The sequence below is a fragment of the Arthrobacter sp. MDT1-49-2 genome (assembly GCF_059090185.1).
On sequence record NZ_JBNHFK010000009.1, the window covers coordinates 85407 to 110875 of the forward strand.

The following is a 25469-nucleotide window of genomic DNA, read 5'->3' on the forward strand; positions in this document are numbered from 1 at the left end:
TCAGGCTTTCGCATCGGCGGAAAACACGGCGTCGTTGGCCGTCCGGGTGCCGGCCGCGGGCCCGGCCTCCGCGACATCGGCAAGATAGGGGGCGCCGTGCTCCACCTCGCGGCGGCGGCCGGCCGAAGCCCGGCGGGCAATCGCCCACTTGTGGGTTTCGTTGGACCCGTCGTAGATGCGGAACGCCCGCACCTCGTTGAGGTAGGAGGCCAGCGGCAGCCGGTCGGTGACGCCGTCTCCGCCGCAGAGCTGCAGGCTGCGGTCAATGACGCGGTAGACGGCCTCGGAGGTGTGTGCCTTGGCCACGGAGGAGAGGGCGGACCCGGCCTTCACGTCGGTCTCCAGCAGGGCTGCGGTCTTGGTGATGATGGCGTCGGAGGTTTCCATGTCGATCACTGACTGGGCGATCATTTCCTGCGCCAGTCCAAGCTCGTTCATCACGGAGCCGAAGATTTCCCGCCGGTTGGTGCGGTCCAGTGCTATGTCCAGGGACCGGCGGGCAAGGCCCAGCCAGCGCATGCAGTGGGTAAGCCGTGCCGGGCCCAGGCGCACCTGTGCGTAGCGGAAGCCTTCGCCCGGCGCGCCGAGGACGGCACCGTCGGGCACAAAGACGTCCTCGAAATGCACGTGCGGATGTCCGCCGCCGATGGCCCGGTCCATGGTGTGCAGCTGCTCGCCGATCCGTACTCCGGGGGCGTCCATGTCCACCAGCAGCATGGTGGCTCCGGCCGGTGCGCCGTCCACGGCATCGGTGCGGACCATGGCGATGCAGAAGGTGGCGTTGTTGGCCCCGCTGGTAAAGCGTTTGTGGCCGGTGATCCGCCAGCCGCCGTCGACTTTCTCGGCACGGGAGCGCAGGGCCGCCGGATCGGACCCGGCGCCGGGATGGGGCTCGGTCATGCCGAAGCAGGAGCGGGCATCCCCGGCGACCAGCGGGGCGAGATAGCGCCGCTTCTGCTCCTCGCTGCCGATCAGGTGCAGCATGTGCGTGTTGCCCTCGTCCGGGGCCATGCAGTTCAGGGCGGAGGGCCCGATCAGGGAATATCCGGCCTCCTGGAAGATGGGGGACCAGTGTTCCAGCGGCACCCCCTGGCCGCCGTATTCCTTCGGTGCGTGCGGGGCGAAGACCCCGGCGGCCCGGGCGGCGGAGCGCAGCTCGGCAAGCAGCTCTTCGGGGAGGACGTCGCCCGGACGCGGCTCTGCGGGCATGACGGTGCCGCGGATGAAGTCACGGGTGCGCAGGCGCAGGTCTTCGATCTCCGGCGGCAGGGATACGGTGCTCATAGCTGGTCCTTTGGATGGGCTGGAACTCGGTGGGAGAAGCGGGGAGGAAGCGAAACCTGCAGCGCCTATGCCGATCCGCCGGCCACGAGCAGGCCGCCGTCGAGGTTCAGGACCTGCCCGGTGACCCAATCGGCGTCGTCCGACACCAGGAAGGCGGCCGCACCGGCAACGTCTTCGGGCGTGCCGAGCCGCTTCAGGGGATAGGCGGAGCTGACCTTTTCCTCACGGCCCTCGTACAGTGCCCGGGCGAACTGCGTCTTGACGACGGCGGGGGCCAGCGCGTTCACGCGTACCGAGGGTGCCAGTTCCACCGCCAGGGTCCGGGTCAGCTGTTCCACCGCCGCCTTGCTGATGCCGTAGAAGCCGATGCCGTGCGCCGGTGTCTGCGCGGATACGGAGGACAGGTTCAGCACGGATCCGCCGCGGCCGGTGAAATCCAGTGCCTCGTGCGCGCAGACCGCCTGCACCCACGCCAGCGTGCCGAGCAGATTGACGTCCAGGATGCGGCGGGCGGCTTCCGGGTCCAGATCGGTGAGGGGACCGTAGACCGGGTTGATGCCGGCGTTGTTGACCAGGATGTCCAGCCGGCCCCAGGTTCTGGCCACGGTATCCAGGACCTCGGCCCGGTGGTCCGGGTCATCCGATTTTCCGGCCAGGAACAGCACGCTGCCCTCGGGGAACTCCGCGGCGGCCTCCTTCAGCGGGCCGATGTTGCGGGCGGTAATGCAGACCTTTGCCCCTTCGGCTACCAGCCGGCGGGCAATGGCCAGGCCGATGCCGCGGCTCGCGCCGGTGACGACGGCGGTCCGGCCGGTCAGCCGGGGCAGGGCTTCCGTGGTGGTTCCGGTGTCCTGCTGCTGCGCTGCGTGGTCCGTCATCTGCTCCGCCGTCTTTGTCGGGACTACCGAGCGACCGCTCGGTATGGTTAGTCTGGTGCAGGCCCTCGATCTGTGTCAAGGGTCACAATCCGAGTGAAAAACCGACCGAAGGATGCCATGGCCGCCCCGATCCAGTCCGACTGGCGGGATTTCTCCGTCCCCGTGCTGCCGCCTCTGCTGCACTGTGCGCTGGAGTGTTTCCTGGAGCACGGCTACCACGGCACCGCCATCCGCACCGTTGCCGGCCGGGCCGGGCTTTCGGTGCCCGGGCTCTATCATCACTACCCCTCCAAGCAGGCACTGCTGGTGGCCATCGCCGAATCCGCCATGGCGGACCTTTATGCGCGCAGCACTGCCGCCCTGACGGAGGCCGGAGCGGATGTGGAGGACAGGTTTGCCCGGCTGATCGAGTGCCTCGTGCTGGTGCATGCCTACCGCGGGGAGCACGCCTTCATCGCCGCCAGTGAGATCCGCAGCCTGGAGGGCGCCGCACGGGAAGCCCACATTGCGGCCCGTGACCGGCAGCAGAAACTGCTCGATGACGTGGTGGCCGAAGCGGTCCGGCTCGGCCGCTTCGGCACTTCACACCCCAAGGAGGCCAGCCGGGCGGTCACCACCATGTGCACCGGCGTGGCCCAGTGGTACCGCGCCGGCGGACCGCTCAGCCCCGAAGAGTTGGCGGTCCGCTATGTGCAGATCTGCCGGGGCGCCGTCGGCGCACGCCCGCCGGCCGGATAACCTCAGCGGTACCAGCGGTGCAGGTTTTCCTTGGGCTCGGATCCGAGCGCCGTTTCGGAGATCCACGGTCCGGTGCCCTCGGAGGCGTCCAGCACGCCGTCCTCCAGCCAGGTGTACCGGCCGGCCAGGATGCCCTTGGAGAGCTGCCGGTCGGCGTCGTCCGAGTTCCTCCACAATTCATCGAACAGTGATTCAATGCGTACCCGGGATTCAGTGCTGAACGTATCCGCCAGCTCGAAGGCGCCCTGACCCTCCGCCGGATCCTCTGCGCGGATGGTCCTGGCCCGGACACAGGAGGCGGAAATCGCGAAGATCTCCGCACCGATGTCTACGATCCGGCCCAGAAACACCTGATGCTGCTCCAGCCCCGCCTGCCAGCGCGCCATCCCGTAGAACGTTGACCGGGCGAGCCGGCGCGAGGCCCGCTCGGCGTAGCGCAGGTGCTTGGCGAGGATGCCGAATTCAGCGTACGACGTCGGCACGGTGCCCTTTCCTACGGCCAGCGTGGGCAGCCACTTGCCGTAGAAGCCGCTGGCCTTCACGGCGGCGCGGCCCTTGGCGCCGAGCGGGGCATCGGCCACCGCCAGATCCCCGGCGGCGGTGAGGTGGGCGTCCACCGCTTCGCGGGCGATGAACAGGTGCATGATCTCCGTTGAGCCTTCGAAAACCCGGTTAATGCGCAGGTCCCGCAACTGCTGTTCCGCCGGCACGGCACGCTCGCCGCGGGCCTCGAGGGAATCCGCGGTCTCAAAACCGCGGCCGCCGCGCACCTGCACCAGCTCGTCGGCAACGTTGTAGGCCATCTCGCTGGCCCAGAGCTTGGCCAGGGCAGCTTCGATGCGGATGTCCTTGGTGCCGGCGTCCGCCAGCTCGGCGGAAAGTTCGAAGACCGCTTCAAGCGCGAAGGTGGTGGACGCGATGTAGGCAAGCTTCTTGGCTACGGCCTCGTGCCGGCCGATGGGCCGGCCCCACTGCTCGCGGGCCCCGGCCCAACCGCGGGCAATCTTCAGCGACCATTTGCCGGCCGCGGCACACATGGCCGGAATCGACAGCCGGCCGGTGTTCAGCGTGGTCAGGGCAATCTTCAGGCCCTGGCCCTCGCGGCCCAACCGGTTCGCCGCCGGGACACGCACCTTGGTAAACCGGGTGACCCCGTTCTCGATGCCCCGAAGCCCCATGAAGTTATTGCGGTTCTCCACTGTGATGCCCGGGGATGACATCTCCACCACAAATGCACTGATGCCGCCCTTGTTCCCGCCGTGCGGCGGGACGGCGGCCATCACCACCACCAGTTCGGCGATCACGCCATTGGTGGTCCACAGCTTCACGCCGTCAATGACGTACTCGCTCCCGTCCTCTGACGGGACGGCAGTGGTCCGCAGCCGTGCCGGGTCGGAGCCAACGTCCGGCTCGGTGAGGAGGAAGGCGGTCACCGCTCCGGCCGCGCAGCGGGGCAGGTACTCCTCCTTCTGCGCCTCATTGCCAAACACCTTCACCGGTTCCGGCACACCGATGGACTGATGGGCGGAGACCAGGGCACCCATGCTGGGGTGCACCGTGCCGAGAATCATCAGCGCCCGCCCGTAGTGCAGCAGGGACAGGCCGAGCCCGCCGTAGTGCTGGGGAATCTTGATGCCGAACACGCCCAGGTCTGCCAGGCCGCGCAGGTATTCGTCAGGGATGACACCCGTGCGCTCAATCAGCCGGCCGTCCAGGGTCCGGCAGTACTCTGTCAGCGCCTCAAGGAACAGCCCGGCACGCGCTTCCTCATCCGGATCGGCGCCGGGCAGGGACTGGATGAGGTCCAGATTGAAGCTGCCCAGGTAGATGCCCTTGGCGAAACTCGGGCGGGATTCGCTGGTGTCCCGGGCCGCTTCGGTGGCATTGCGTGCGTCCTGTTCGGTGACTACGCGGTCCTTGATTTTGCGGGCACTGCCGTTTCGGCCGGCGTCCTGGGCATCCTGGATGTCAGTGGCACTCATGGGATTTCTCCTCGTTCAGGGCCGCTCCGTGGTCGCAGCCTCGGCTCGCTGTGGGGACCATGCTACGCCGCGGTAGGTAGGGGTAAAGAGGGTTCGGCGCTAATGTGGGGCGCAGACCGAATCGCCGTGCAGATCTGCTGGAGCGGGTGGGAATATCGGCGGCAATCCAATCCGAAGGAGATCGTCATGGCATGGGTGGAAACGGAACGCGCGCAGCTGGTCCGGACACTGCGGGAGGCCGATCCCTTCGCGCCGACACTGTGTGACGGATGGGATGTGCGCAGGCTGCTGGCACATCTGGTGCTCCGGGAACATGCTCCGTGGCGGATTGCCTCCGACGTGGTCCGCCGGTCCAAGCCCGGGCAGGAGAAAAACCTGGGTGCCGAGGCGGCGGCCGCCGGCACACCGCAGGGCTACGCGGCGCTGGTGGACAGGTTTGCCGCCGGTCCGGGCCGGTTTTCACCGTTCCGGGCGGATGCCGCCAACCTGGTGGAATACGTCATCCACCACGAGGACATCCGGCGCGGCGCCGGGGCTGCTGCCGCGCGGGAACTGCCCGCCGGGCAGCAGCAGGCACTCTGGAAACAGCTCGGCATGATGGCGCGCATGGGCTACCGCAGCAGCCCCGTCGGTGTCGAGCTTGCCTTGCCGGGGACCGGCCGGCGCCGGGTCAAGGCCGGCTCGCCCTCGGTCCTTGTCTCCGCCGACGTGGTGGAGCTGGCGCTTCATGCCATGGGCAGGCGTGCTGCGGCCAACGTGAGCATCGAAGGCGGCGGTGACGCCGTCCGCGCCTTCCGTGCCTGGGCGGCCCGGTAATACCTCCCGGCTTGACAAGTACACCCCCTGACGCGTTGAAATAGTAAGCACGCTGATTATTTCAGCGGGGCCGGATCGCTTACCAACGACGTATCAGGGAAGCAGGATGATGCAGAACGAGGGGGACTGGGAACCCGTGCGGCTGCTCTCGACTGCCGCACGGCTGGTAAGGCGCCAAGTGGACAACAAGCTCAGATCGGTGGGCCTGACGCAGGAGCGGGTGACCATCCTCAGGGTCCTGCTGGCGGACGGGCCCATACGGCGGGCGGAACTGGCCCGGCGGCTGCGCGTCACCGCGCAGACCCTGGGGACGGCGCTGGTGAGTATGGCGGGGCAGGGCCTCGTGGAGGAGGTGGCCGGCGCCGAGGGCAGAAAAGGCCGGCTGATGGCCATTTCCGAGCGGGGCCAGAAGCTGCTTGCCGACGCGGAAAACCTCGAACAGGACCATTCCACTGCCGGGATCGGTCCGGAACTGAGGACTGAACTCATCGCGCTGATCCGGAGCCTTGAGCCGGGCGCAAAAGGACAGGGTGCCATCCTGCTGCGGCCCGACGGCATCGAAAGCGGCCCCTCGCCGGCAGTAGCCGCCAGGGAGTAGGCCGGGCCGCGGTAACGTGTTGAGGTAAGAGCAGCACGTTAGTGGCCTGGCGCCGGGGAAGGAAATGGCATGAGCGAGGGTATCCGCGTAGCCGAAGTCGATGAAATCAGTGAGGGCGAGGCCCTGGTGGTGGATGCCGAAACAGCCGGCACTGCTGATGACATTGCGGTGTTCCACAGTGACAACGGGCGCTTCTATGCCCTCAATGACACGTGCACGCACGAGGAAGCTTCCCTGGCCGAAGGCTGGATCGAAGGTGACGAGGTGGAATGCCCCATACACTCGGCCCGGTTTTGCCTGCGCACCGGTGAGGCGCTCTGCCTGCCCGCAATGGTGAACGCCAAGGCCCACCGTGTGGAGGTGCGGGAAGACCAGGTATGGCTGTACCCCAACGAGACGCCGCAGAACGCTTGAGCGAGCCGGCGCATCCCGCCTCGGTGGCGGTGGTTGGCGGCGGCATAGCCGGGTTCAGCGCGGTTCGCGAGCTTCGCCGCCGAGGCTACACCGGCACCCTGCACCTGGTGGATCCGGGCGGGCTGCCCTATGACCGCCCGCCGCTGAGCAAGGCCTTCCTGGCCGGCGGCCTGGACCGTGAGCGGCTGCAGCTGGCACCGTCACGGTGGTATGCGGACAACGGCGTGGAGCTGATCGCTGACAGCGTCTGCAAGCTCAACCCCGGAGGCGCGGCACCGGTCCTCACCCTGTCCTCCGGGCCGGAGGTGGTAGCCGACATGGTTCTGCTGGCCACCGGTGCACGTGCCCGCCGGTTGCCCGTGCCCGGGATGGACCTGCCGGGCGTCCTGACACTTCGCACGGCCGACGATGCCGCGCAGCTGCGCGCACATCTGGGGCCGGGAGCCCGGCTGGTCATCCTCGGTGCGGGGCTGGTTGGCGCCGAAACCGCCGCGACGGCGCGCAGCCTGGGCGCCGAAGTGACGCTGGTGGACCCGTCGGAGCTGCCCTTTGAGGCCGCCGTGGGTCCGGACATGGCCGCATACCTGCACGGCCTGCACGCCGCGCACGGCACCGGATATGTCCGGGGCCGGGCGGCGGGAATCACGGCCGGTGCCGGTTCCCTTTCCGTGGACCTGGAAGGCGGCGGCGGCCTGACGGCGACGGCGGTCCTGGTGGCCGTGGGTGGCGAGCCGGTCACCGCACTCGCCGAGGATGCCGGCCTGGCCGTTGACGGCGGCGTTCTGGCGGACCGGGCCGGCCGCACCTCTCATCCCCGGATCTTCGCTGCCGGGGATTCGGCGCGCCGCGACGGCGTGTCCGGGCGGCGCTTTGAACACTGGGACGCCGCCAGGCGGACCGGCGAAGCGGCGGCGGCCGGAATGCTCGCAGACGCAGCCCCCGCTGCCGGCGCGGACTGGTTCTGGTCCGACCGCTACGGCGTGCACCTTGAAGTTGCCGGCAGCTTCAAGGTGCCCGGAACAACGGTCCTTCGCGGTGCACCCGGGCCGGGATTTATGTCGTTCCGTGTCGCCGTTGACGGGACGCTGGCGGGAGTGGCCGCCGTAGACGCCGGAACCAGCGTCCGCGCGGCCCGGAAACTGATCGAGTCAGGGCGGGCAGTGGATGCCGCGGCGCTGGGGGATGCCGGAGTGGATCTGCGGCGGATGGCACGCGCGAAGTCCTGAAACCGGGGTTCTTGGAGTGCGTGGCTATTACGCAAGGTTAGCGTTGCGTAATTGGCTTCAACCTAGGCTAACCTTACTTTTGGGTCCACACCTGAGCGGATCCGTTTCGTCCGTTAATAGTGATTTCTCATTCCAAGGAGCCCCCATGGCCCTCTCCCGGATGCGCCGCGCCGCCGCCGCGGCCGCCGTCGCCGTCCTGTCCCTTTCCGCCTGCTCAACGGGCGCCTCCGGGGAAAATGAATCAACCGGCAGCGCCGCCGCCGATCAGTTCCCCGTCACCATTGAACATGCCTTCGGTGAGACCGTCATTGAAGAAGCCCCGGAACGGGTCGCGGCTGTTTCCTGGGCGAACGCCGAAACCGCCCTGGCGCTCGGCGTGGTTCCCGTGGGCATGCCGCTCATCGAGTTCGGCGGCAACGAACAGGGCACCACGCCCTGGATCGACGAGGCACTGGAGGATCTGGACGCACCGATCGGCTCGGACAATGCCCCGGCCCAGTACTCCGAGGCTGACGGCATTGCCTTCGACGACGTCGCCGCCACCAATCCGGATGTCATCCTCGCTGCGTATTCCGGTCTCTCGCAGGAGGATTACGACAAGCTGGCCAAGATCGCTCCCGTGGTCGCCTACCCGGAAGTCGCCTGGGGCACCTCCTGGCAGGACACCGCCCGGATGACCGGCAAGGCGCTGGGCCTCAGCGGGAAGGCTGACGAGCTGGTGGCTGAGACCGAGCAGAGCATCACGGACCGGGCCGCTGAGTTCCCGCAGCTGGAAGGTAAGACCTTCATCTACGGCAACCTGGCCCCGGGGGCAGAGAACGGTGTCTACACCGCACTCGACAACCGGCCCCGTTTCATGGAATCGCTGGGCCTGACGCAGGCACCCGTAGTGGCGGAGAACAGCAAGGGCGACGAGTTCTATATCCCCTGGTCCGACGAGAACCTGAACCAGCTGGATTCGGACATCTTCGTCAGCTGGGTGGCCAGCGAAGAAGTGGCGGAGAGTATCGCCTCGGATCCGCTGCTCAGCCAGATCCCCGCTGCCAAGAAGGGCAGCCTGGTGGCCGATGCCGAGGCAACCCGTGTCTTCTCCACCTCGGCGATCAACGTCCTGAGCATTCCCTACGCCCTGGACAACGTGGTGCCGATGATTGCCGACGCCGCCACCGCCGCGGACAACGCCAAGTAAGAGCGCAGCAGCTGCAGAAACGGACGCCCCGGGAACCCCCGGGGCGTCCGTTTGTTTTCCGCCGGCAACGAACAGCCGATTGGACAGCCCCCCAAGGAGGTTTGCAATCATCGAAAGCATGGAAGACCTGCTTGAGCTTGCTGTTCGACTGAAACCGCTCTTCGCCGTACTAGTGGCGGTAGGTATCTCCCTGATCATTGCCTTTGCCGTCCGAGTGGCGGCCAACAAGGCATTCCGGAAGGTGCCCGGCATCCGGGAGGTGTCGGTCCGGGCTCGCAATCCGCTGCGGCTGGTGCTGAGCCTCATCGGCATCCGTATCGCCCTCGGCGCCACGGCCCCGAATGCGGACTGGCTGGCCACCTTGGACTACCTGCTGGTGGTGGGGCTGATCGGTGCCGTGGCCTGGTTCGGTGTCGTGATGCTGCTGATCATCGAGGCGATGATCCTGACGAAGTACAGCACGGATACTCGCGACAACCGCAGGCTGCGCCGGCTGAAAACCCAGGTGATCCTGGGCCGGCGGATCAGTATTGCCGTGCTGGTCACCATTGCGGTGGCTTTTGTGCTGCTGACCATCCCCGAGGTCCGAGCGCTGGGCGCCGGTATCCTGGCCTCCGCCGGTCTGCTGTCCATTGTGGCCGGCCTCGCCGTGCAGGGAACGCTGAGCAATGTTTTCGCCGGCTTGCAGCTGGCCTTCACCGATGCCATCCGTGCTGATGACGTGGTGGTGGTGGAAGGTGAGTGGGGCACCATCGAGGAAATCACCATGACCTACGTGGTGGTGCATATCTGGGACGACCGGCGGCTGATCCTGCCCTCGACCTACTTCACCACCACTCCCTTCCAGAACTGGACCCGCCGCCAGTCGGCGATTCTGGGCACCGTGGAACTGGACCTCGACTGGCGGGTGCCGGTGGGGGACCTGCGCGCCAAGCTGAAGGAGACCCTGGCCGGCACCGAGCTGTGGGACCAGCGCACCAGCGTGCTGCAGGTGACCGAAGCCGTGAACGGGTTGGTGCGCGTCCGTATCCTGGTCAGCGCAGTGGACAGCGGCACGCTGTTTGACCTGCGCTGCCTGATCCGGGAAACCATGGTGACCTACCTGCAGGAACGGCACCCGGACGCGCTGCCGCGCCAGCGCTGGGAAGAGGTCAGCCTGCCCGCTGCGGAAGCTGCTGCCCCCCGCCGGGAGGAACCGCTGCCGCGCAGCTCGGATACCAGCGATTCGCAGCTGTTTACCGGCAGTATTGACGCGGTGGAACGGCGGCAGGTTTTCTCCGGGCCCGGCGAGGACGTGTTCGCCGAGCGGGAGGAAAGCGCCGCAGAGGACCCGCGCTGATCCCGATTTCCACTGCCGGAGACCGGCAGATCCCATCCGCTGTTGACAGCAGCCGGTGCGGCGCGCGCCAATGGGAGAGCCCGGCATCCCTGCCGGGCCGGGGAAGGGAGGGGTTATGACGGATGCCTACGTGCTCCACCAGATCCAAGGCTCCAATGTCTGGGCGAACGACGGCGAGCGGCTGGGGCTCGTGGGTGAAGTCCACGTGGACCGAGCCACCGGCCAGCCGGCCTGGATCACCGTAGACCTGGGGCTTTTCGACACCGGCGAACACTACGTTCCCCTGGCCGCGGCCCGACGCAACGGCCAGGACATCTTCGTGAACTACTCCAAGGACCAGATTTCCGATTCCCCCGGCGCGAACCCGGAAAACCCGCTGAGCGCGGAAGAGGAAGCTGTCCTGATGGACTACTACGGCCTGCGCACGGACCGGTAGCCTTCCCGGCGCAGGGGTCCCTTGTTGTTGCTAAGGACGCTTACTAATACGATGGGAAGCTGAAGACCGATTCCCGCAGGAGGCCGTAGTGGCGCAGGACAGCAACAGCAAGGCCGAGACGGCACCCAGTCCCGATGATGCGAGCAAGCCGGATAATCCCACTGAGGTCTCCAAACCCAGTTGGAAGTACATTCTCAAGAAGACCATCCGTGAGTTCTCCAAGGACCAGTGCACCGACCTTGCCGCTGCGCTGACCTACTACACGGTCCTCGCGATCTTCCCGGCCCTGCTGGCCATGGTTTCCATCCTGGGCCTGGTGGGTCAGGCGGAAGCCACCACCCAGGTCATGCTGGACTTCGTGAAGCAGTTTGCCCCGCCCGAAGCTGCGGACCAGCTGACCGGACCCATTGAGCAGCTGACCACCTCCGGGGGTGCCGGACTCGCGCTGATTGTCGGTATTCTCGGTGCCCTCTGGTCCGCCTCCGGCTTCGTGGGTGCCTTCGGCCGGGCCATGAACCGGATCTACGAGGTGGATGAAGGCCGACCCATCTGGAAGCTGCGTCCCATCCAGCTGCTGGTCACCCTCATCATGATCCTGCTGGCAGCCTCGCTGCTGCTCATGCTGGTCATCAGCGGCCCCATCGCCGAAGCCATCGGCAACGTGGTTGGCCTGGGCAGCCAGGCGGTCACCATTTGGAACATCGCCAAGTGGCCGGTCATGGTGCTGTTCGCGGTGCTGATCATCGCCATCCTTTACTACGCCACCCCCAACGTGAAACAGCCCAAGTTCCGCTGGATGAGCATGGGCTCCCTGATCGCCCTGGTGATCCTGGCCGTGGCGACGCTGGGCTTCAGCTTCTACGTTGGCAACTTCGGCAACTACAACGCCACGTACGGTGCCATCGGCGGTGTGATTGTGCTGCTGCTGTGGATCTGGCTGGCCAACCTGTCACTGCTCTTCGGCGCGGAGTTCGACGCCGAGGTGGAGCGTGGCCGGGAACTGCAGGCCGGCATCCAGGCCGAGGAATCCGTGCAGCTGCCCCCGCGGGACACCCGCCAGAGCGAGAAGCGCCAGGAACAGGAAGAAAAGGACATCGCCGAGGGCCGGAAGCTGCGCCAGCAGCACGCCGGCAAGGACTACGACGACGATCTGCACGAGTAGCCTGCCACAACAACTGCCGCCCCGGACCGTGTGGTCCGGGGCGGCTTTTTTTGCCTCGACGTGCGGCTGCTGTTCTCCGCCGGCATGGCATCGTCTGACCATCCGCCGCAGGCGGGCAGGGCACGGACGCCATGGCCTAGTTGTCGGCGGTCTCCGCTGCGGCGTCCGTGCTGCGGTGCCCCTTGCTGCCCAGTGTCTTGCCTTTGGTCAGCCTGCGCGCCGCGAACAGCACCAGGCCGACACCCATCAGGATGCCCGCCCGCAGCCAAACCGCGGCGTCCTGCTGGGTGAGCAGCAGGATGCAGGAGGCAATGGCGAGGTAGGGAACCACAAGAGGGGTGCGGAAGTGCTTTTCCTCCACCTTGTCCCTGCGCAGCACAATCACTGCAATGTTGGTGCTCAGGAAGACGAAAAGCAGCAGCAGCACCACTGTTTCCGCCAGGGAAGCCAGACCGCCGGTCATGGTCAGGATCATGGCCACCGCGGTGGTGGCGGCAATGGCCACCCACGGGGTTTTCCGGTTGGGCAGAACCTTGCCGAACACGCCGGGCAACAGGCCCTGCTCGGACATCCCGTAGGCCAGACGGGAGGACATGATCATGGTCAGCAGGGCGCCGTTGGCCACCGCCACCAGGGCGATGAGGCTGAAGGTCCAGTCCGGAACGCCGAATCCGGTGGCGCTGACCACGTCAAGGAGCGGTCCGGAGGACCCGGCGAGATCCTCGGTGGGCAACGCCACGGAGGCAGCCAGTCCGATCAGGACGTACACCAGGCCAGCGGTGAGCATGGCGCCGAAAATGGCCTTCGGGTACACCCGCCGGACATCTCGAACCTCCTCGGCGATATTGGCCGAGACTTCGAAGCCCACAAACGAGTAATAGGCAATGACGGAGGCGGCCAGGACCGCGGTGCCCGGGTTCGCACCGGCGGGGAACTGCGTGATCTGGTCGGTGTACCCTTCCCCCTTACCCAGCATGAGGCCCACCAGCACAATCACCAGCACCAGGCCGGAGACCTCGATGACGGTCATCACGACGTTGCTGCGCACGGATTCCGAGATGCCGCGTGCGTTCAACAATGCCACGAGCAGCAGGAACACGATGGCGGCCGGAACCGCCGGCACGTCCAGGAAAGGCGCAAGGTAATCGCCGGTGAACGCCAATGCGAGACCGGCCGCGCTGGTGACGCCGGCGGCCAGCATTGCGAAGCCCACCAGGAAGGATATGGCGGGCACCTTGAAGGCCCGCTCGGCAAAAACAGCCGCACCTCCGGCGCGCGGATACTTGGTTACCAGCTCTGCGTAGGAGGCAGCAGTGAGCAATGCCAGGACCAGGGCAACGATGAGGGGCACCCAGATGGCGCCGCCGACTTCGCCCGAGACCTCCCCCACCAGCGCATAGATGCCTGCGCCGAGAACGTCGCCGAGGATGAACAGATACAGCATGGGGCCGGTGATGCCCTGCTTGAGTTTGGATGCAGGCTTTTCCTGCGTGGTTTCTCCCATGGGGGAAAGTCTAGACAACATACTAAGAATGCTGATGATCTACTGCCGGTCCTGTAAGAATTAGGTATGGCAACTTCGCACATCCCGGCCGAGGAATACGACGTCGTTATTGTCGGTGGAGGCATGGCGGGCCTGACCGCCGCACTGGTCCTGGCCCGTGCCCTTCGCCGCGTGGCGGTTATCGACGCGGGCAGCCCGCGCAACGCCCCGGCCGGACACGTCCACGGGTTCCCGACCCGGGACGGGATTCCTCCGGCCGAACTGGTGGCGCTGGGCCGGGCCGAGGTGGCCGGCTACGGTGTGGACCTGGTGGACGCCACGGTCACCTGCGTGGAACCGACCGGCACGGTGCTGACGGCAGACGGGCGCAGTTTCCGGGGGCGGCAGCTGATTCTGGCGACCGGGCTGCGTGACGTGCTGCCGGATATTGAAGGACTGGGGGAGCGGTGGGGTGAGGACGTGCTGCAGTGTCCCTACTGCCACGGCTACGAGAGCGCGGACAAGGTGCTGGCCGTGCTGGGCACGGCCCAGACCTCCATCCAGCAGGCGCAGCTCGTGCGCACGTTTTCCGAAGATGTGACGCTGGTGCTGCCCGGGCGTATTGAACTGGGGCAGGAGGATGCCCGGGGCCTGGCGGCCATGGGCATCCGGGTGCTTGAGGGTGAGGTTGCCGGCCTGAGGGTGGACAACGGCAAGCTGGCCGGGCTGACACTGGCCGACGGGCGCACGGTTCCGTGTGAGGCGCTCTTCCTGGAACCCCAAGCCGAACTGGAGCCCGGCCTGACACAGCATCTGAAGCTGGACGACGACGGCTGTATTGTCACCGATGAACTCGGACGCACCAGCCAGGAGCGGGTGTGGGCCGTGGGCAACGCCACCGACCCCTCCGCTCAGGTGGTGGCTGTGGCTGGAGATGCATACCGCCTGGCCGTGGTGGTTAACGCCAAGCTGCTCGAAGAGGATCTGGGACTTGCCGTGGCATCGGCGGATGGAACAGGCGCGGAAGGCCCGGTTCAGGAAGCGGCGCAGAAAGCCGTCTGACGCCGCTGCCGCTAGTTCCGTTGCTGGCTGCGGGGCGCCAGCAACGGGGAACCGGCCACCCCATCCCCGGCGCTCATCCCGTCCAGGACATATTTGAGGGATTCCAGCGAGGTCCGGCGCGGTTCCCAGCCCAGGACTTCGCGGGCCCGGGAGGTGTCCATCACCGGCGCGCCGGCCGCCATGTCCACCCAGCCGGGATCGGTGGCCTGCAGCCCGGCGGCCCAGGTGAGGCCGACGACGGCGCGGATGAACTTCACGGGTACGTCAAGAACCCGCTTTGCCCCCAGGACGCCCGCCAGCAGGTCCGGGGTGATGATCGGATCGGCGGCGATGTTGAAGGCACCCTCAGCGCGCTGGTCCACCACCCGCCAGTAGGCATCCGCAATATCGTCGGCGTGAACCGCCTGGAAAATGAACGAAGACGGCAGCGGTATCAGCGGCAGTGAAAGCTTGTTCAGGAAGAACTTCGGGATCAGGCGGCCGAGGAAGTAATGGCCGATTTCGCTGCCGGCATCCGAGGAAAAGATCAGCCCGGGCCGCAGCCGCGCCACGGGGATCTCCGGATATTCCACTTCAAACCGGTCCAGCAGCGCTTCCTGCTCACCCTTGTGCCTGCTGTAGTGCGAGCTGGCAATACCCCGGGCCGGCCAGGACTCATCAGTGAGCCGGTCCTTCGGGGCGGGGCTGTACGCACCCACCGAGGAGGCGCAGACAAACTGCCGCACCCCTGCCGATGCGGCGGCCGCGAGGACGTTTTCCGTTCCCCCGACGTTGACCCGGTGCAGCTCTGCCTCGTCGCGGTTGGGCTGGATCAGCCAGGCCAGATGAATCACTGCATCGGCGCCGCTCAGTGCTTCGGCCAGGGCGGCCGCGTTCCCCCGGTCGCCGACGTCGATGCTGTGCCACTCCACGTCGTCGTAGGGCGGCTGCTCCGTGTCCGGGATGCGGCGGGCAATTCCCACCACCTCCAGATCTCCGCCGCGTTCCCGGCGGGCACCCGCCAGCCGGCGCAGAACCGCAGTCCCCACATTTCCGGTTGCTCCGATAACGGCTACTCGCATGGTGAAGGTCCTTCCGTTGCAGTGCTGCCGGCGTTGAAACCGACTCTACCGGTGCCCCCGGTTTCCGGCAGCCTCTTCAGCCTCCGGGCCTGCAGCGGAAGGGTGGGAAGCGTAGTCTGAATGCCATGACTTCCCACAGCACCAAGGGTGCCTATGTGACCGGCGGAACCGAATACACCCGGGATACCAACTACATCGAAACCCGGATCACCCGCGACGGCCGGGACGGCTATCCGGTGGAAGCCGGCCGCTACCGGCTGATCGCCGCCCGCGCCTGCCCCTGGGCCAACCGGACCATCATTGTCCGCCGCCTGCTGGGGCTGGAGGACGCCATCTCGCTGGGGACGCCCGGTCCCACCCATGACGCGCGCAGCTGGACGTTTGATCTGGATCCGGACGGCAGGGACCCGGTACTGGGCATCGAACGGCTGCAGGAAGCCTTCTTCAAGCGGGTCCCTGACTATCAGCGCGGCATCACCGTCCCTGCGGTGGTGGATGTTCCCACCGGTGCGGTGGTTACCAACAACTTCCCCCAGATCACCCTGGACTTCTCCACGGAGTGGAAGGATTTCCACCGCGAGGGTGCGCCGGACCTGCTGCCCGCCGAACACATGGAGGAGATGGAGGCGGTGAACAAGCGGATCTTCACCGAGGTCAACAACGGGGTGTACCGGTGCGGGTTCGCCGGGTCGCAGGAAGCCTACGACACCGCGTATGACCGGCTGTGGGCCGCCATGGACTGGCTGGAGGACAGGCTCTCAACGCAGCGCTACCTCATCGGGGACACCATCACCGAGGCGGATGTCCGGCTCTTCACCACCCTGGTTCGCTTTGACGCCGTCTACCACGGCCACTTCAAATGCAACCGTAACAAGCTCACCGAGATGCCCGCCCTGTGGGGCTACGCCAGGGACCTGTTCCAGACGCCCGGCTTCGGTGACACGGTGGACTTCGAGCAGATCAAGGCGCACTACTACGTGGTGCATGAGGACATCAATCCCACCGGCATCATCCCCAAGGGGCCGGACACGTCCAACTGGGTCTCGGAGCACGGCCGCGAGGCACTGGGCGGAAGGCCGTTCGGGGACGGAACAGCGCCTGGGCCGGTGCGGGAATCCGAGCGTGTGGCGGCCGGACACGGAGCCGGCGGGAAGTAGCACGGCCCCGCCGGACGGACCCGGACGGAGAAGGAATCCGTCCGAGTCCTAATACGCAACATAAACGTTTCTTAAAGTCCCCGAGCGTAGGCTAGCCTTACTTAAGCACAGCATTGCTACTGCCCGGGGAGGTGCCTACGTGAGCGTTGCCGCACGCCCAACCGGCGTTCCCTCCCGCGCACCCGGACACGCCGAATCAAGGGCCGGACAGCCGGCACTTGCAGGCCGAAGGCGTCCCGGCACCCGCATGGCGCTGCTGCTGCTCACCGTCGCCGTTCTGACCCTGGCCTGCGCAGCATCCGTGGCCGTGGGTGCAAGGCCGGTAGCCCCCGGCACGGTCTGGGATGCCTTTACCGCCTTTGACCCCGCCAACGGCGACCATGCCGTGGTGATGTCCCGGGTGCCCCGCACCGTCCTGGGGCTGGTAACCGGGGCGGCCCTGGGCCTGGCCGGTGCCGCCATGCAGGGTGTGGCACGCAATCCGCTGGCCGACCCCGGCATCCTGGGCGTCAACGCCGGAGCGGCCTTTGCCGTGGTGCTGGGCATCTACATTTTTGGCATCACAAACCTCACCGGTTACATCTGGTTTGCCCTGGCCGGCGCCGCCCTCGCCGCCGTCGTCGTGTATGTGGTGGCCAGCATCGGACGCGAAGGCGCCACCCCGGTGAAGCTGGCGCTGGCCGGCGCCGCCCTGAGCGCCGGGCTGACCTCGATGCTCGGCGCCGTGTTGGTCTCCAGCCAGCAGACCCTGGACACCTTCCGGTTCTGGCGGGTGGGCAGCGTTTCCGGCCGGGACTGGGACACCATCCTCGCCGTGCTGCCGTTCCTGGCCGCCGGCGCCCTGATCGCACTGCTGTCCGGACGTGCGCTCAACGGGCTGAGCCTGGGGGACGACGTCGCCCGCGGGCTGGGGCAGCGCGTGGGACTCAGCCGCGGCCTCACCGCCCTGGGCGTGGTGCTGCTGTGTGGAGCCGCCACGGCGGCCGCCGGCCCCATCGCCTTCGTCGGCCTGGTCATTCCGCATGTGGTGCGCAGCTTCACCGGTCCCGACTACCGCTGGATCCTGCCCTTCTCCATGCTCCTGGCTCCGGCCCTGCTGGTGATCGCGGACGTGATTGGGCGGGTGCTGCTGCCTCCGGGCGAGATCCCGGTTGGCATCACCACCGCCGTCATCGGCGCTCCTGTTTTCATCTGGCTGGTCCGTCGGCGGAAGCTGGCTGAACTGTGAGCCCCGCCGTCGTCACCCGGTCCGTCCGCACCGCACCCGCCGGAGCAGCCGAGTCCGTCCGCGCCGCCCGCAAGCAGGGACGCCGGCGCCGCATCCTGGTGCCGTCGCTGCTGGGCGCAGCCGTGGTGGTCCTCTTCGCGGTGTACGTGCTGCTGGGCACCTATACCTTCACCATCCCGGACTTCTTCCGCATCCTCTTCGGTGAGCAGATTCCCGGCGCCACGTACATCCTGATGGAGAGCAAACTGCCGCGGGCAGTGATCGGCACGCTCATCGGGGTGGGCTTCGGCATAGCCGGGACCGTCTTCCAGACACTGCTGCGCAACCCGCTGGCCAGTCCCGATGTGATCGGCATCAGCTACGGAGCGAGCGCCAGTGCCGTAGCCGCCATTGTGCTGTTCGGCGCCGCCGGCACCACGGTGTCCGCCGTGGCACTGGTCGGGGCGCTGGCGGTGGCCCTGGCCATCTACCTGCTGGCACGCCGCGGGGGAGTGGCCGGCTACCGGCTCATCCTGGTGGGCATCGGTTTCGCCGCCGTGATGCAGGCACTGGTCAGCTTCCTGCTCACCCGTACCGATATCCGCACCGCGTCCGAGGCGCTGGTCTGGCTCAACGGTTCACTGAACAACAGCAGCTGGGACCGCGCCGGGGTGCTCGCCGGGTCCCTGCTGGTGCTGCTGCCGGCCGCGGCCGTGCTTTCGCGCAGCCTGCGCGGGCTGGAACTGGGTGACGACGCCGCCGCCGGCCTGGGCATCCGGGTGGAAACGGCGCGGCTGGCACTGATCATCGTGGCCGTGGGGCTGGCAGCCGTCGCCACGGCCGCCGCCGGGCCGGTGGCCTTTGTCGCTTTCCTCTCCGGGCCCATCGCACGCCGGCTGATGCGCGGGGAAACCACGCTGCTGACCGCCGGGCTGGTGGGTGCCTGCATTGTCCTGGCCGCCGATTTTGCCGGCGCGAACCTCATCCCGGGAGTCACCCTGCCCGTGGGCGTAGTGACCGGCGCCCTGGGCGCACCTTTTCTTCTGTGGCTGCTGGTCACGTCAAACCGCGTAGGCCAAGGAGGCTGACATGGAAAACCTTCTTTCCGCACAGAAACTGGAGCTCGGCTATGACGAGCGCAAGGTGGTGGAATCGCTCTCGCTGGAGCTGCCCGCGGGAAAGATCACCATCATTGTCGGGGCCAATGCCTGCGGCAAGTCCACCCTGCTGCGCGGCCTGGCCCGGCTGCTGAAGCCCTCCGGCGGTACCGTGTACCTCAACGGCAAGGACATTCACAGTATGCCCAGCCGTCAGGTGGCCCGCACTTTGGGCCTGCTGCCGCAGACCCCCACGGCCCCCGAGGGCATCACCGTGGCAGATCTGGTGGGACGCGGCCGCTATCCCCACCAGGGCTGGTTCCGGCAGTGGACGCCGGAGGATGACAACGCCGTCGCCGCCGCCCTTGCCGCCACACAGACCGCCGAGCTGGCGGGCCGGAACGTGGACGAGCTGTCCGGCGGCCAGCGCCAGCGGGTCTGGATTGCCATGGCACTGGCACAGGAAACTGACATCCTGCTGCTGGATGAGCCCACCACGTTCCTGGACGTGACGCACCAGATTGAGGTGCTGGATCTGATCACGGACCTGAACCGGCGCGCCGGCACCACGGTCGCCATTGTGCTGCACGACCTGAACCTCGCCGCCCGCTATGCGGACCACCTGGTAGCCATGAAGGACGGCCGGATCGCTGCGGAAGGCGCCCCCGCCGACGTCGTCACCGAGGACCTGGTCAGCACGGTCTTCGGCCTGGCATCCCGGGTCATCCCCGACCCGGTCTCCGGTACGCCCATGGTGATCCCGCTGGGCCGCCACCACAGCACGGCGCCGGAACCGGAACCGGACACGAAGTACGGATACCTGCCCAACCCCGGTGACCGCCGTATGAACCTCAATGAGTCCATGGAGGCAGCATCATGAGCCACGTGTCCGTCAACAGGGCTGCGGCTGCGTCCGTCAGCGCCCCCGCCCGGCCCACGCGTGCCAGGACAGCCGGCGCCGTGATGTCCTTCGACGTTGAGGTCAAACGGACCAAGGAAGTGGGAGCCAACTTCCGGCGCATCACGTTTGCCGGGGAATGCCTGGCGGATTTTGGGATCCAGGGCGATACCCATGATCTGCGGATCAAGGTCATTGTGCCCTGCGTGGACGCGGACGGGACATCCCTGCCGCTGCCGGACCTGTCCACCCTGGAAGCGGGCTGGTACCAGGACTGGCTCAGGCTGGACCCGGCCACCCGCGGCTGCATGCGTACCTATACCGTGCGCGGCGCCCGCTGCTCGGGACCGGAACCGGAGATCGACGTGGACTTTGTGCTCCATTTCGATGAGGACGGCAACGGCGGCCCGGCGTCGAGCTGGGCCGCGGCCGCGCAGCCCGGAGACCGGGTCTGCATCATTGGACCCAACAGCGCCCACTGCGTGACTGCGGAGTCCTACGGCGGCATTGAATGGCGGCCGGGCCTGGCCCGGCACGTGCTGCTGGCAGGTGACGAAACGGCCGTCCCGGCGATCACTTCGATCCTGGAGTCCCTTCCCGCAGACGTCACCGGGCACGCCCTGATGGAGATCCCCTCCTCGGCGGACCGGCAGCCGGTCACCACCCACTCCGGAGTGCAGATCATTTGGCTGGCGCGCGGATCCCGCCCGCACGGGGAACTGCTCGATGCCGCGGTACGGCAGTCCGTGGCGCTGCCCGGCTGGGCCTCCGTGGAAACGGCGGACGGCCGCCCGTTCAGAAGCCGGACGCTGACCGAGCCCGAGGAAATCAACGTGGATGAAACCATCCTCTGGGAAACCCCGCAGCGCCTGGACCAGGCCGCCGTTCAGGCTTCGCCAAACCCGCAGGCCCCTTCCGGTGCCCTGCCGTTCTACGCATGGATTGCCGGTGAAGCAGCCGTGGTGCGCGGGCTGCGCCGGTACCTGGTCCGCGACGTCGGAATCGACCGCAAGCAGGTGGCCTTTATGGGCTACTGGCGCAAGGGACGCGCCGAATCCTAGCCGCATCCGCGGAACCCGTTCCGCGCCTGCCTTCCCGCCCCACCGTTTTGTGTTTCATCACCGGCCCGCCACTAGGCGGGCCGGACTTCTGAGAGGAAAAATCCATGCACCGTGCCCCGAAAGCCGCCGCCCTGCTGGCGGTACCCGCTCTCCTGCTGGCGTTGAGCGGCTGCGGCGCCGACGCAGCCGGGGACACAGCGCAGGAGGACTCCGGCCCGGCTTCGGGTCAGTTCCCGGTAACCGTCGAATCCGCGCTGGGCGAGGCCGTTATCGACGCCAAACCCGAACGGGTAGTAACCATCGGCTGGGGCTCCGCTGACACCGCCGTGGCGCTGGGCACCACTCCCGTGGGCGTGGAGGAGGTCAGCTGGGGCAACGATGAGCACGGGAACTACCCCTGGGTCACGGAAGCAATCCAGGAGCGCGGCGATGACCTCCCGGCCACCTTTACCGGCGGCACCGACATTGACATTGATGCCATTGTCGCGCTGGAACCGGACCTGATCCTGGCCCCGAACTCAGGCATCACGCAGGAGGACTTCGACATCCTCAATGACCTGGCGCCCACCGTGGCCTACCCGGAGAAGGCCTGGAACATTGACTGGGATGAGCAGATCACCGTGATCGGCAAGGCCCTGGGCGAGCCGGAGGCGGCCAAGGACGCAGTGGCCGGCATTGAACAGTCCCTGGCGGACAGTGCCGCGGAGCACCCCGAATTCGCCGGAAAAAGCTTCGCATACGTCTGGGGCGGCGGCGCTCCGGGATCACTGGTGCTCTACAACGAGGGAGACGCACGGGTGGACCTGCTCACGGCACTGGGAATGACCGTGGCACCGGAAGTAAAGGACATCCCCTCCTCCGAAGGAAGCTTCACCTCGGAACTGGGGCTGGAGAACGCCGGAAAGCTCAACAACGTGGATGTGCTGTTCACCTGGTACAACGACGAAGCCGAACAGCAGCGCACCGAGGAGCAGCGGCTCTTCGCCCAGATTCCCGCCGTCGAACGCGGCTCCGTGGTACGCAGCCTGGACCGCCAGGTGGGAATGGCCTCCAGCTTCCTCACCCCGCTGAGTGTTCCGTGGGTCCTTGATCGGTTCGAGCCGATGATTGAAGAAGCTGTTGCCAAGGTCGGCTAATACCAGCCCCGTGCAGGTTCCGGCGGAAACCCCGCTGGCGGCCGGTGCAACTGCGCCGGCCGCCAACGGGCGCAGCGTGCGGCGCAGTCCCGTGGGCCCCGCCCGCGGGACAGTGCTGCTCGCCGCCGGAACAGCGCTGCTGGCAGCGGCCGTACTGACCAGCCTGGCGGTCGGCGCCCATCAGCTGGGACCCGCCGAAGTGGCGGCATCCCTCTGGGCCGAGCTCAACGGCACAGGCAGCTCCTACGCCGACGACGTCGTCGCCAGCCGCATTCCGCGCACCGTTCTCGGCATCATGGCCGGGGCAGCCCTGGCCCTTGCCGGGGTGATCATGCAGGGACTGACCCGCAACCCGCTGTCCGATCCCGGCATCCTGGGCATCAACGCCGGCGCTGCCGCCGCCGTGGTGACCGGAATGGCGTTCTTCGGTGCGGGCGCCGCCGGCGCCAATGTGTGGATCGCCCTGCCCGGTGCAGTGCTTACCGTGCTGGCGGTGTACGGGCTGGCCTCCGGCCGGCGCGGTTCCTCACCGGTACGGCTGGTCCTGGCCGGAACCGTGATGTCCGCGGTGCTGATGTCCTATATCCAGGCCGTCGCCCTCACCCGCCCGGATGTCTTCTCCCTCTACCGGTTCTGGGCGGTGGGCTCCCTGGGCGGCCGCACCCTGGAACAGGCACGCGACATTCTTCCGTTTTTCCTGGTCGGCCTTGTGGCTGCCCTTGCCACGGGCCGGTCCCTGAACGCCCTGGCGCTCGGGGAACAGGCAGCTGCCTCGCTGGGCGTACGTCCGCAGGCAGCCAAGATCACCGGAGCCCTGGCCGCCACCCTGCTGTGCGCGTCCGCCACCGCCGCCGTCGGTCCCATCGGTTTCGTAGGACTCGCGGTGCCGCACATCGTACGCGGCCTCACCGGTCCGGACCACCGCTGGCTGCTGATCCTCAGCGCTCTCGCCGGACCGTCCCTGCTGTTGTTCGCCGATGTCCTGGGGCGCCTTGTTGCCCGGCCGGGCGAGGTGCTCACGGGCGTGGTGACCGCCCTGCTGGGTGCGCCGCTCCTGATCCTGGCCGTGCGCCGGATGCGGGCCGTCGCATGAGCCCGGTCCGGAATCCGCCGTCGGTATCCACGCTCCGGTGGGGGCGGAAGGTGAGCTTCAGGTACCGCCGGCGCAGCCTCGTCCTTTCCGTCCTCCTGGCCGCTGCCGTTGCCCTGGTCGGAGCGTTGACGCTGACTGCCGGACGGCTGGGACTGGACTGGCAGGAACTGTTTGCCCTGCCCGTCTCACCGCCGGAGGGGAGCGCGGCCTTTGTCCTTGAACGTCTGCGCGGACCCCGGTTCCTCACCGCCGTCGGCGCCGGCATGGCCCTGGGCGTGGCCGGTTCGCTTTTCCAGACGGTGACCCGCAATCCGTTGGGCAGCCCGGAAGTGGTGGGCCTGACCAGCGGTGCTGCTGCCGGAGCCGCGGCCACCGCACTCTGGCCCGGATACGTGCCGGTCCCGGTTGCTGCCATTCTCGGTGCCGGCCTGGCGGTGGCATTGGTCTGGCTGAGCACCGGCCGCGGGTTCGCCCGGCCCGGAAGGATGATCGTGGCCGGCATCGGCATCTCGGCCGTGGCTTCCGCACTGACCTCCCTGGCCATGACAACTTTGGGGGAACAACAGGCCCAGACGCTGGCGTTCTACCTCAACGGTTCGCTGGCCTCCCGTTCCTGGTCCCACGTGGCCACCATCGGCCTTGCGCTGCTGGTGGTGCTTCCCCTGGCAGCGGCGCTGCAAAGGCGGCTGAACCTTGTCGCCATGGGGGATGAGCTGGCCGAGTCCCTCGGCGTCCGTGTGAACCGCACCCGAACCTGGGCCGTGCTCCTGGCCGTGGTTTTGGCCGCCACGGCCGTCAGTGTCTGCGGGCCGGTAGCCTTCGTGGCACTGGTGGCTCCGCAGATTGCCCTGCGGCTGCTGAAGACATCTGCGCCCGGTGTGGTGGCTCCGGCACTGGTGGGCGCGCTGGTGCTGGCACTCTCGGACTTCGCCGTCCAGCAGATCGAATTCGGTGCGGCGTCGCTGCCCGTCGGCATCTTCACCGCCGCACTGGGCGGCGCCTATCTCGGGTATCTCCTGTTTGCAGAGGCCCGGAAAGGACGGTTGTAGGAGCCCGGACACGCGAGGTGGCGGGGCAGATCACGGCAGGTGTTGGCATTGGCCACAAAAGGCGGACACCGCAAACAGGTATTCCTACCATGGAAGTATGGCCGCCTGCGGGAATCATGGCGGCTTCCACCGGTCCCCGCGCACATGAATCCGGGGACAAAAAGAGTCCTTGACCAATACTCACACTGGGGTGATTGTTGACCGAGCACTTTTTGGAACGCGCAAAAGCTTTTGAATCCCTTTCCTCCCGCGCGCTGCACCGCACCCTGCAGAGCGTACGGAGCTGGACCAATGACCTGATGGAACGGCGCCCCCGGGGCGAGCACGCTGCACCGCACAAACCCCATGACTTCGCCGCCGATGCCATCGATATCCGTGTCCGTGCCAAGGCACTGAGGGGCAGGGCCCGGGTCTGGCTTCAGGACCAGGACACCCCCAGCCACCGCACCGGTGCGCTGGGAGTGGCCGCCGCCATTGCCCTCTCCGGGGCGGTTGCCGGCGCCGCCGCCACCGCCGAGCCGGAGCTGAGGCTCGAACGCCAGGCCGTGGTGACCACCCTGGATGCCGAAGCCAGGCAGGACCCAAGCGAGGGTCCTGCTGACGCGCCTGCCGCGCCGGCGCCTGCTGCCGATGCCGGGGCCGGTGAAGCTCCCGCCCCTGAACCGGCCGCACCTGAACCGGCCGCCCCTGAACCGGCCGACCCGGGTCCGGTTGCCCCGGTTGATGACATGGTGGTCACCTCTCCGTTTGGCGACCGCATCAATCCGCTGGCGCCCGGCTACCTGGAGTTCCACACGGGTACGGATTTCGGTGCGGTTACCGGCACCCCGGTGAAGTCCATGCTGGGCGGAACGGTGGTTGAAGCCGGCTGGCATACCACCGGTGGCGGCGGGCTGCGGGTGGTGGTTGACCACGGTGACGGGCTCGAGACCACCTACAACCATCTGAACAGCATCGATGTTGCCGTGGGGCAGGAAATTGAGGGTGGCGCCGTGGTTGGCGGCGTGGGCAGCACCGGCAACTCCACCGGACCGCATCTGCACTTCGAAGTGCTGCGGCACGGGAACTACGAAGATCCGATGGGCTGGCTGTAGCCGCCGCCC

The 25469-nt window shown here is 67.4% G+C and carries 24 protein-coding genes; 19 read left to right on the top strand and 5 right to left on the bottom strand.

What is annotated here, in order from left to right:
- Complete coding sequence (locus AC5RTS_RS13210; RefSeq protein WP_493992473.1) at positions 1-1284, bottom strand: acyl-CoA dehydrogenase family protein; 1284 nt, start codon at positions 1282-1284, stop codon at positions 1-3.
- Positions 1285-1349: 65 nt separating this feature from the next.
- The gene (locus AC5RTS_RS13215) at positions 1350-2162 is read right to left on the bottom strand and encodes an SDR family oxidoreductase (protein WP_493992474.1); all 813 of its coding nucleotides are present in this window, start codon (positions 2160-2162) and stop codon (positions 1350-1352) included.
- A 117-nt stretch (positions 2163-2279) separates the two neighbouring features.
- Here AC5RTS_RS13215 and AC5RTS_RS13220 point away from each other — a divergent pair, with 117 nt between their 5' ends.
- Positions 2280-2900, top strand: coding sequence for a TetR/AcrR family transcriptional regulator (locus AC5RTS_RS13220; protein ID WP_493992475.1), 621 nt, complete (start codon positions 2280-2282; stop codon positions 2898-2900).
- Positions 2901-2902: 2 nt separating this feature from the next.
- On the opposite strand, the gene AC5RTS_RS13225 is transcribed toward AC5RTS_RS13220, so the two are convergent.
- Positions 2903-4882 (bottom strand): acyl-CoA dehydrogenase family protein, encoded by a 1980-nt coding sequence (locus tag AC5RTS_RS13225; RefSeq protein WP_493992476.1) that lies wholly within the window; start codon positions 4880-4882, stop codon positions 2903-2905.
- Positions 4883-5068: 186 nt separating this feature from the next.
- Here AC5RTS_RS13225 and AC5RTS_RS13230 point away from each other — a divergent pair, with 186 nt between their 5' ends.
- The 8 genes from AC5RTS_RS13230 to AC5RTS_RS13265 all read left to right on the top strand — a co-directional run bounded on the left by AC5RTS_RS13230 (position 5069) and on the right by AC5RTS_RS13265 (position 12062).
- Entirely contained in the window at positions 5069-5698 is a 630-nt protein-coding gene (locus tag AC5RTS_RS13230) for a TIGR03085 family metal-binding protein (protein ID WP_493992477.1), read from the top strand.
- 106 nt (positions 5699-5804) lie between these two features.
- Positions 5805-6296 (top strand): MarR family winged helix-turn-helix transcriptional regulator, encoded by a 492-nt coding sequence (locus AC5RTS_RS13235; protein WP_493992478.1) that lies wholly within the window; start codon positions 5805-5807, stop codon positions 6294-6296.
- A 69-nt stretch (positions 6297-6365) separates the two neighbouring features.
- On the top strand, positions 6366-6710 hold the full coding sequence (locus AC5RTS_RS13240; RefSeq protein WP_493992479.1) for a bifunctional 3-phenylpropionate/cinnamic acid dioxygenase ferredoxin subunit: 345 nt from the start codon (positions 6366-6368) through the stop codon (positions 6708-6710).
- Positions 6674-7936 carry an NAD(P)/FAD-dependent oxidoreductase gene (locus AC5RTS_RS13245; protein ID WP_493992480.1) on the top strand — a complete coding sequence of 421 codons (1263 nt, stop codon included), beginning with the start codon at positions 6674-6676 and terminating at the stop codon, positions 7934-7936. Before AC5RTS_RS13240 ends, AC5RTS_RS13245 begins: the two co-directional genes overlap by 37 nt.
- 145 nt (positions 7937-8081) lie before the next feature.
- Positions 8082-9125 carry an iron-siderophore ABC transporter substrate-binding protein gene (locus AC5RTS_RS13250; RefSeq protein ID WP_493992481.1) on the top strand — a complete coding sequence of 348 codons (1044 nt, stop codon included), beginning with the start codon at positions 8082-8084 and terminating at the stop codon, positions 9123-9125.
- Between the two features lie 118 nt (positions 9126-9243).
- Positions 9244-10464 (top strand): mechanosensitive ion channel family protein, encoded by a 1221-nt coding sequence (locus AC5RTS_RS13255; protein ID WP_493992482.1) that lies wholly within the window; start codon positions 9244-9246, stop codon positions 10462-10464.
- 115 nt (positions 10465-10579) lie between these two features.
- Positions 10580-10900, top strand: a complete 321-nt coding sequence (locus tag AC5RTS_RS13260) for a PRC-barrel domain-containing protein (protein WP_493992483.1) — start codon at positions 10580-10582, stop codon at positions 10898-10900.
- 88 nt (positions 10901-10988) lie between these two features.
- On the top strand, positions 10989-12062 hold the full coding sequence (locus tag AC5RTS_RS13265) for a YihY/virulence factor BrkB family protein (RefSeq protein ID WP_493992484.1): 1074 nt from the start codon (positions 10989-10991) through the stop codon (positions 12060-12062).
- A 136-nt stretch (positions 12063-12198) separates the two neighbouring features.
- On the opposite strand, the gene AC5RTS_RS13270 is transcribed toward AC5RTS_RS13265, so the two are convergent.
- Positions 12199-13566: an APC family permease gene (locus tag AC5RTS_RS13270; protein ID WP_493992485.1), complete on the bottom strand. Its 1368-nt coding sequence runs from the start codon at positions 13564-13566 to the stop codon at positions 12199-12201.
- A 66-nt stretch (positions 13567-13632) separates the two neighbouring features.
- On the opposite strand from AC5RTS_RS13270, the gene AC5RTS_RS13275 reads away from it, so the two are divergent.
- A complete protein-coding gene (locus AC5RTS_RS13275) occupies positions 13633-14607 on the top strand; it encodes an NAD(P)/FAD-dependent oxidoreductase (protein WP_493992486.1) in 975 nt (324 codons plus the stop codon).
- An 11-nt stretch (positions 14608-14618) separates the two neighbouring features.
- Here the strand turns inward: AC5RTS_RS13275 and AC5RTS_RS13280 are convergent, their stop codons facing one another.
- Positions 14619-15668, bottom strand: coding sequence for an NAD-dependent epimerase/dehydratase family protein (locus AC5RTS_RS13280; protein WP_493992487.1), 1050 nt, complete (start codon positions 15666-15668; stop codon positions 14619-14621).
- A 125-nt stretch (positions 15669-15793) separates the two neighbouring features.
- Here AC5RTS_RS13280 and AC5RTS_RS13285 point away from each other — a divergent pair, with 125 nt between their 5' ends.
- The 9 genes from AC5RTS_RS13285 (at position 15794) to AC5RTS_RS13325 (ending at position 25460) form a co-directional block, all read left to right on the top strand.
- On the top strand, positions 15794-16825 hold the full coding sequence (locus AC5RTS_RS13285; RefSeq protein WP_493992488.1) for a glutathione S-transferase family protein: 1032 nt from the start codon (positions 15794-15796) through the stop codon (positions 16823-16825).
- Between the two features lie 139 nt (positions 16826-16964).
- Entirely contained in the window at positions 16965-18053 is a 1089-nt protein-coding gene (locus tag AC5RTS_RS13290; protein WP_493992489.1) for a FecCD family ABC transporter permease, read from the top strand.
- Positions 18050-19120 carry a FecCD family ABC transporter permease gene (locus tag AC5RTS_RS13295; protein ID WP_493992490.1) on the top strand — a complete coding sequence of 357 codons (1071 nt, stop codon included), beginning with the start codon at positions 18050-18052 and terminating at the stop codon, positions 19118-19120. The genes AC5RTS_RS13290 and AC5RTS_RS13295 overlap by 4 nt, the downstream gene beginning before the upstream one ends.
- 1 nt (position 19121) lies before the next feature.
- The gene (locus AC5RTS_RS13300) at positions 19122-20009 is read left to right on the top strand and encodes an ABC transporter ATP-binding protein (RefSeq protein WP_493992491.1); all 888 of its coding nucleotides are present in this window, start codon (positions 19122-19124) and stop codon (positions 20007-20009) included.
- The gene (locus AC5RTS_RS13305) at positions 20006-21088 is read left to right on the top strand and encodes a siderophore-interacting protein (protein WP_493992492.1); all 1083 of its coding nucleotides are present in this window, start codon (positions 20006-20008) and stop codon (positions 21086-21088) included. The genes AC5RTS_RS13300 and AC5RTS_RS13305 overlap by 4 nt, the downstream gene beginning before the upstream one ends.
- Positions 21089-21192: 104 nt before the next feature.
- Complete coding sequence (locus AC5RTS_RS13310) at positions 21193-22224, top strand: iron-siderophore ABC transporter substrate-binding protein (protein WP_493992493.1); 1032 nt, start codon at positions 21193-21195, stop codon at positions 22222-22224.
- A gap of 10 nt (positions 22225-22234) precedes the next feature.
- Complete coding sequence (locus AC5RTS_RS13315; RefSeq protein ID WP_493992494.1) at positions 22235-23317, top strand: FecCD family ABC transporter permease; 1083 nt, start codon at positions 22235-22237, stop codon at positions 23315-23317.
- Positions 23318-23367: 50 nt separating this feature from the next.
- Positions 23368-24366 carry a FecCD family ABC transporter permease gene (locus AC5RTS_RS13320; protein WP_493992495.1) on the top strand — a complete coding sequence of 333 codons (999 nt, stop codon included), beginning with the start codon at positions 23368-23370 and terminating at the stop codon, positions 24364-24366.
- A gap of 212 nt (positions 24367-24578) precedes the next feature.
- Positions 24579-25460 (top strand): M23 family metallopeptidase, encoded by an 882-nt coding sequence (locus AC5RTS_RS13325; RefSeq protein WP_493992496.1) that lies wholly within the window; start codon positions 24579-24581, stop codon positions 25458-25460.
- The last annotated feature ends 9 nt before the right edge of the window (positions 25461-25469 follow it).

Coding starts and splice junctions, on each gene's coding strand:
- AC5RTS_RS13255 (WP_493992482.1), top strand. CDS start 9,244: ATGGAAGACCTGCTTGAGCTTGCTGTTCGACTGAAACCGCTCTTCGCC.
- AC5RTS_RS13235 (WP_493992478.1), top strand. CDS start 5,805: ATGATGCAGAACGAGGGGGACTGGGAACCCGTGCGGCTGCTCTCGACT.
- AC5RTS_RS13215 (WP_493992474.1), bottom strand. CDS start 2,162: ATGACGGACCACGCAGCGCAGCAGCAGGACACCGGAACCACCACGGAA.
- AC5RTS_RS13275 (WP_493992486.1), top strand. CDS start 13,633: ATGGCAACTTCGCACATCCCGGCCGAGGAATACGACGTCGTTATTGTC.
- AC5RTS_RS13250 (WP_493992481.1), top strand. CDS start 8,082: ATGGCCCTCTCCCGGATGCGCCGCGCCGCCGCCGCGGCCGCCGTCGCC.
- AC5RTS_RS13230 (WP_493992477.1), top strand. CDS start 5,069: ATGGCATGGGTGGAAACGGAACGCGCGCAGCTGGTCCGGACACTGCGG.
- AC5RTS_RS13310 (WP_493992493.1), top strand. CDS start 21,193: ATGCACCGTGCCCCGAAAGCCGCCGCCCTGCTGGCGGTACCCGCTCTC.
- AC5RTS_RS13220 (WP_493992475.1), top strand. CDS start 2,280: ATGGCCGCCCCGATCCAGTCCGACTGGCGGGATTTCTCCGTCCCCGTG.
- AC5RTS_RS13245 (WP_493992480.1), top strand. CDS start 6,674: ATGGCTGTACCCCAACGAGACGCCGCAGAACGCTTGAGCGAGCCGGCG.
- AC5RTS_RS13300 (WP_493992491.1), top strand. CDS start 19,122: ATGGAAAACCTTCTTTCCGCACAGAAACTGGAGCTCGGCTATGACGAG.
- AC5RTS_RS13225 (WP_493992476.1), bottom strand. CDS start 4,882: ATGAGTGCCACTGACATCCAGGATGCCCAGGACGCCGGCCGAAACGGC.
- AC5RTS_RS13270 (WP_493992485.1), bottom strand. CDS start 13,566: ATGGGAGAAACCACGCAGGAAAAGCCTGCATCCAAACTCAAGCAGGGC.
- AC5RTS_RS13285 (WP_493992488.1), top strand. CDS start 15,794: ATGACTTCCCACAGCACCAAGGGTGCCTATGTGACCGGCGGAACCGAA.
- AC5RTS_RS13280 (WP_493992487.1), bottom strand. CDS start 15,668: ATGCGAGTAGCCGTTATCGGAGCAACCGGAAATGTGGGGACTGCGGTT.
- AC5RTS_RS13305 (WP_493992492.1), top strand. CDS start 20,006: ATGAGCCACGTGTCCGTCAACAGGGCTGCGGCTGCGTCCGTCAGCGCC.
- AC5RTS_RS13240 (WP_493992479.1), top strand. CDS start 6,366: ATGAGCGAGGGTATCCGCGTAGCCGAAGTCGATGAAATCAGTGAGGGC.
- AC5RTS_RS13210 (WP_493992473.1), bottom strand. CDS start 1,284: ATGAGCACCGTATCCCTGCCGCCGGAGATCGAAGACCTGCGCCTGCGC.
- AC5RTS_RS13260 (WP_493992483.1), top strand. CDS start 10,580: ATGACGGATGCCTACGTGCTCCACCAGATCCAAGGCTCCAATGTCTGG.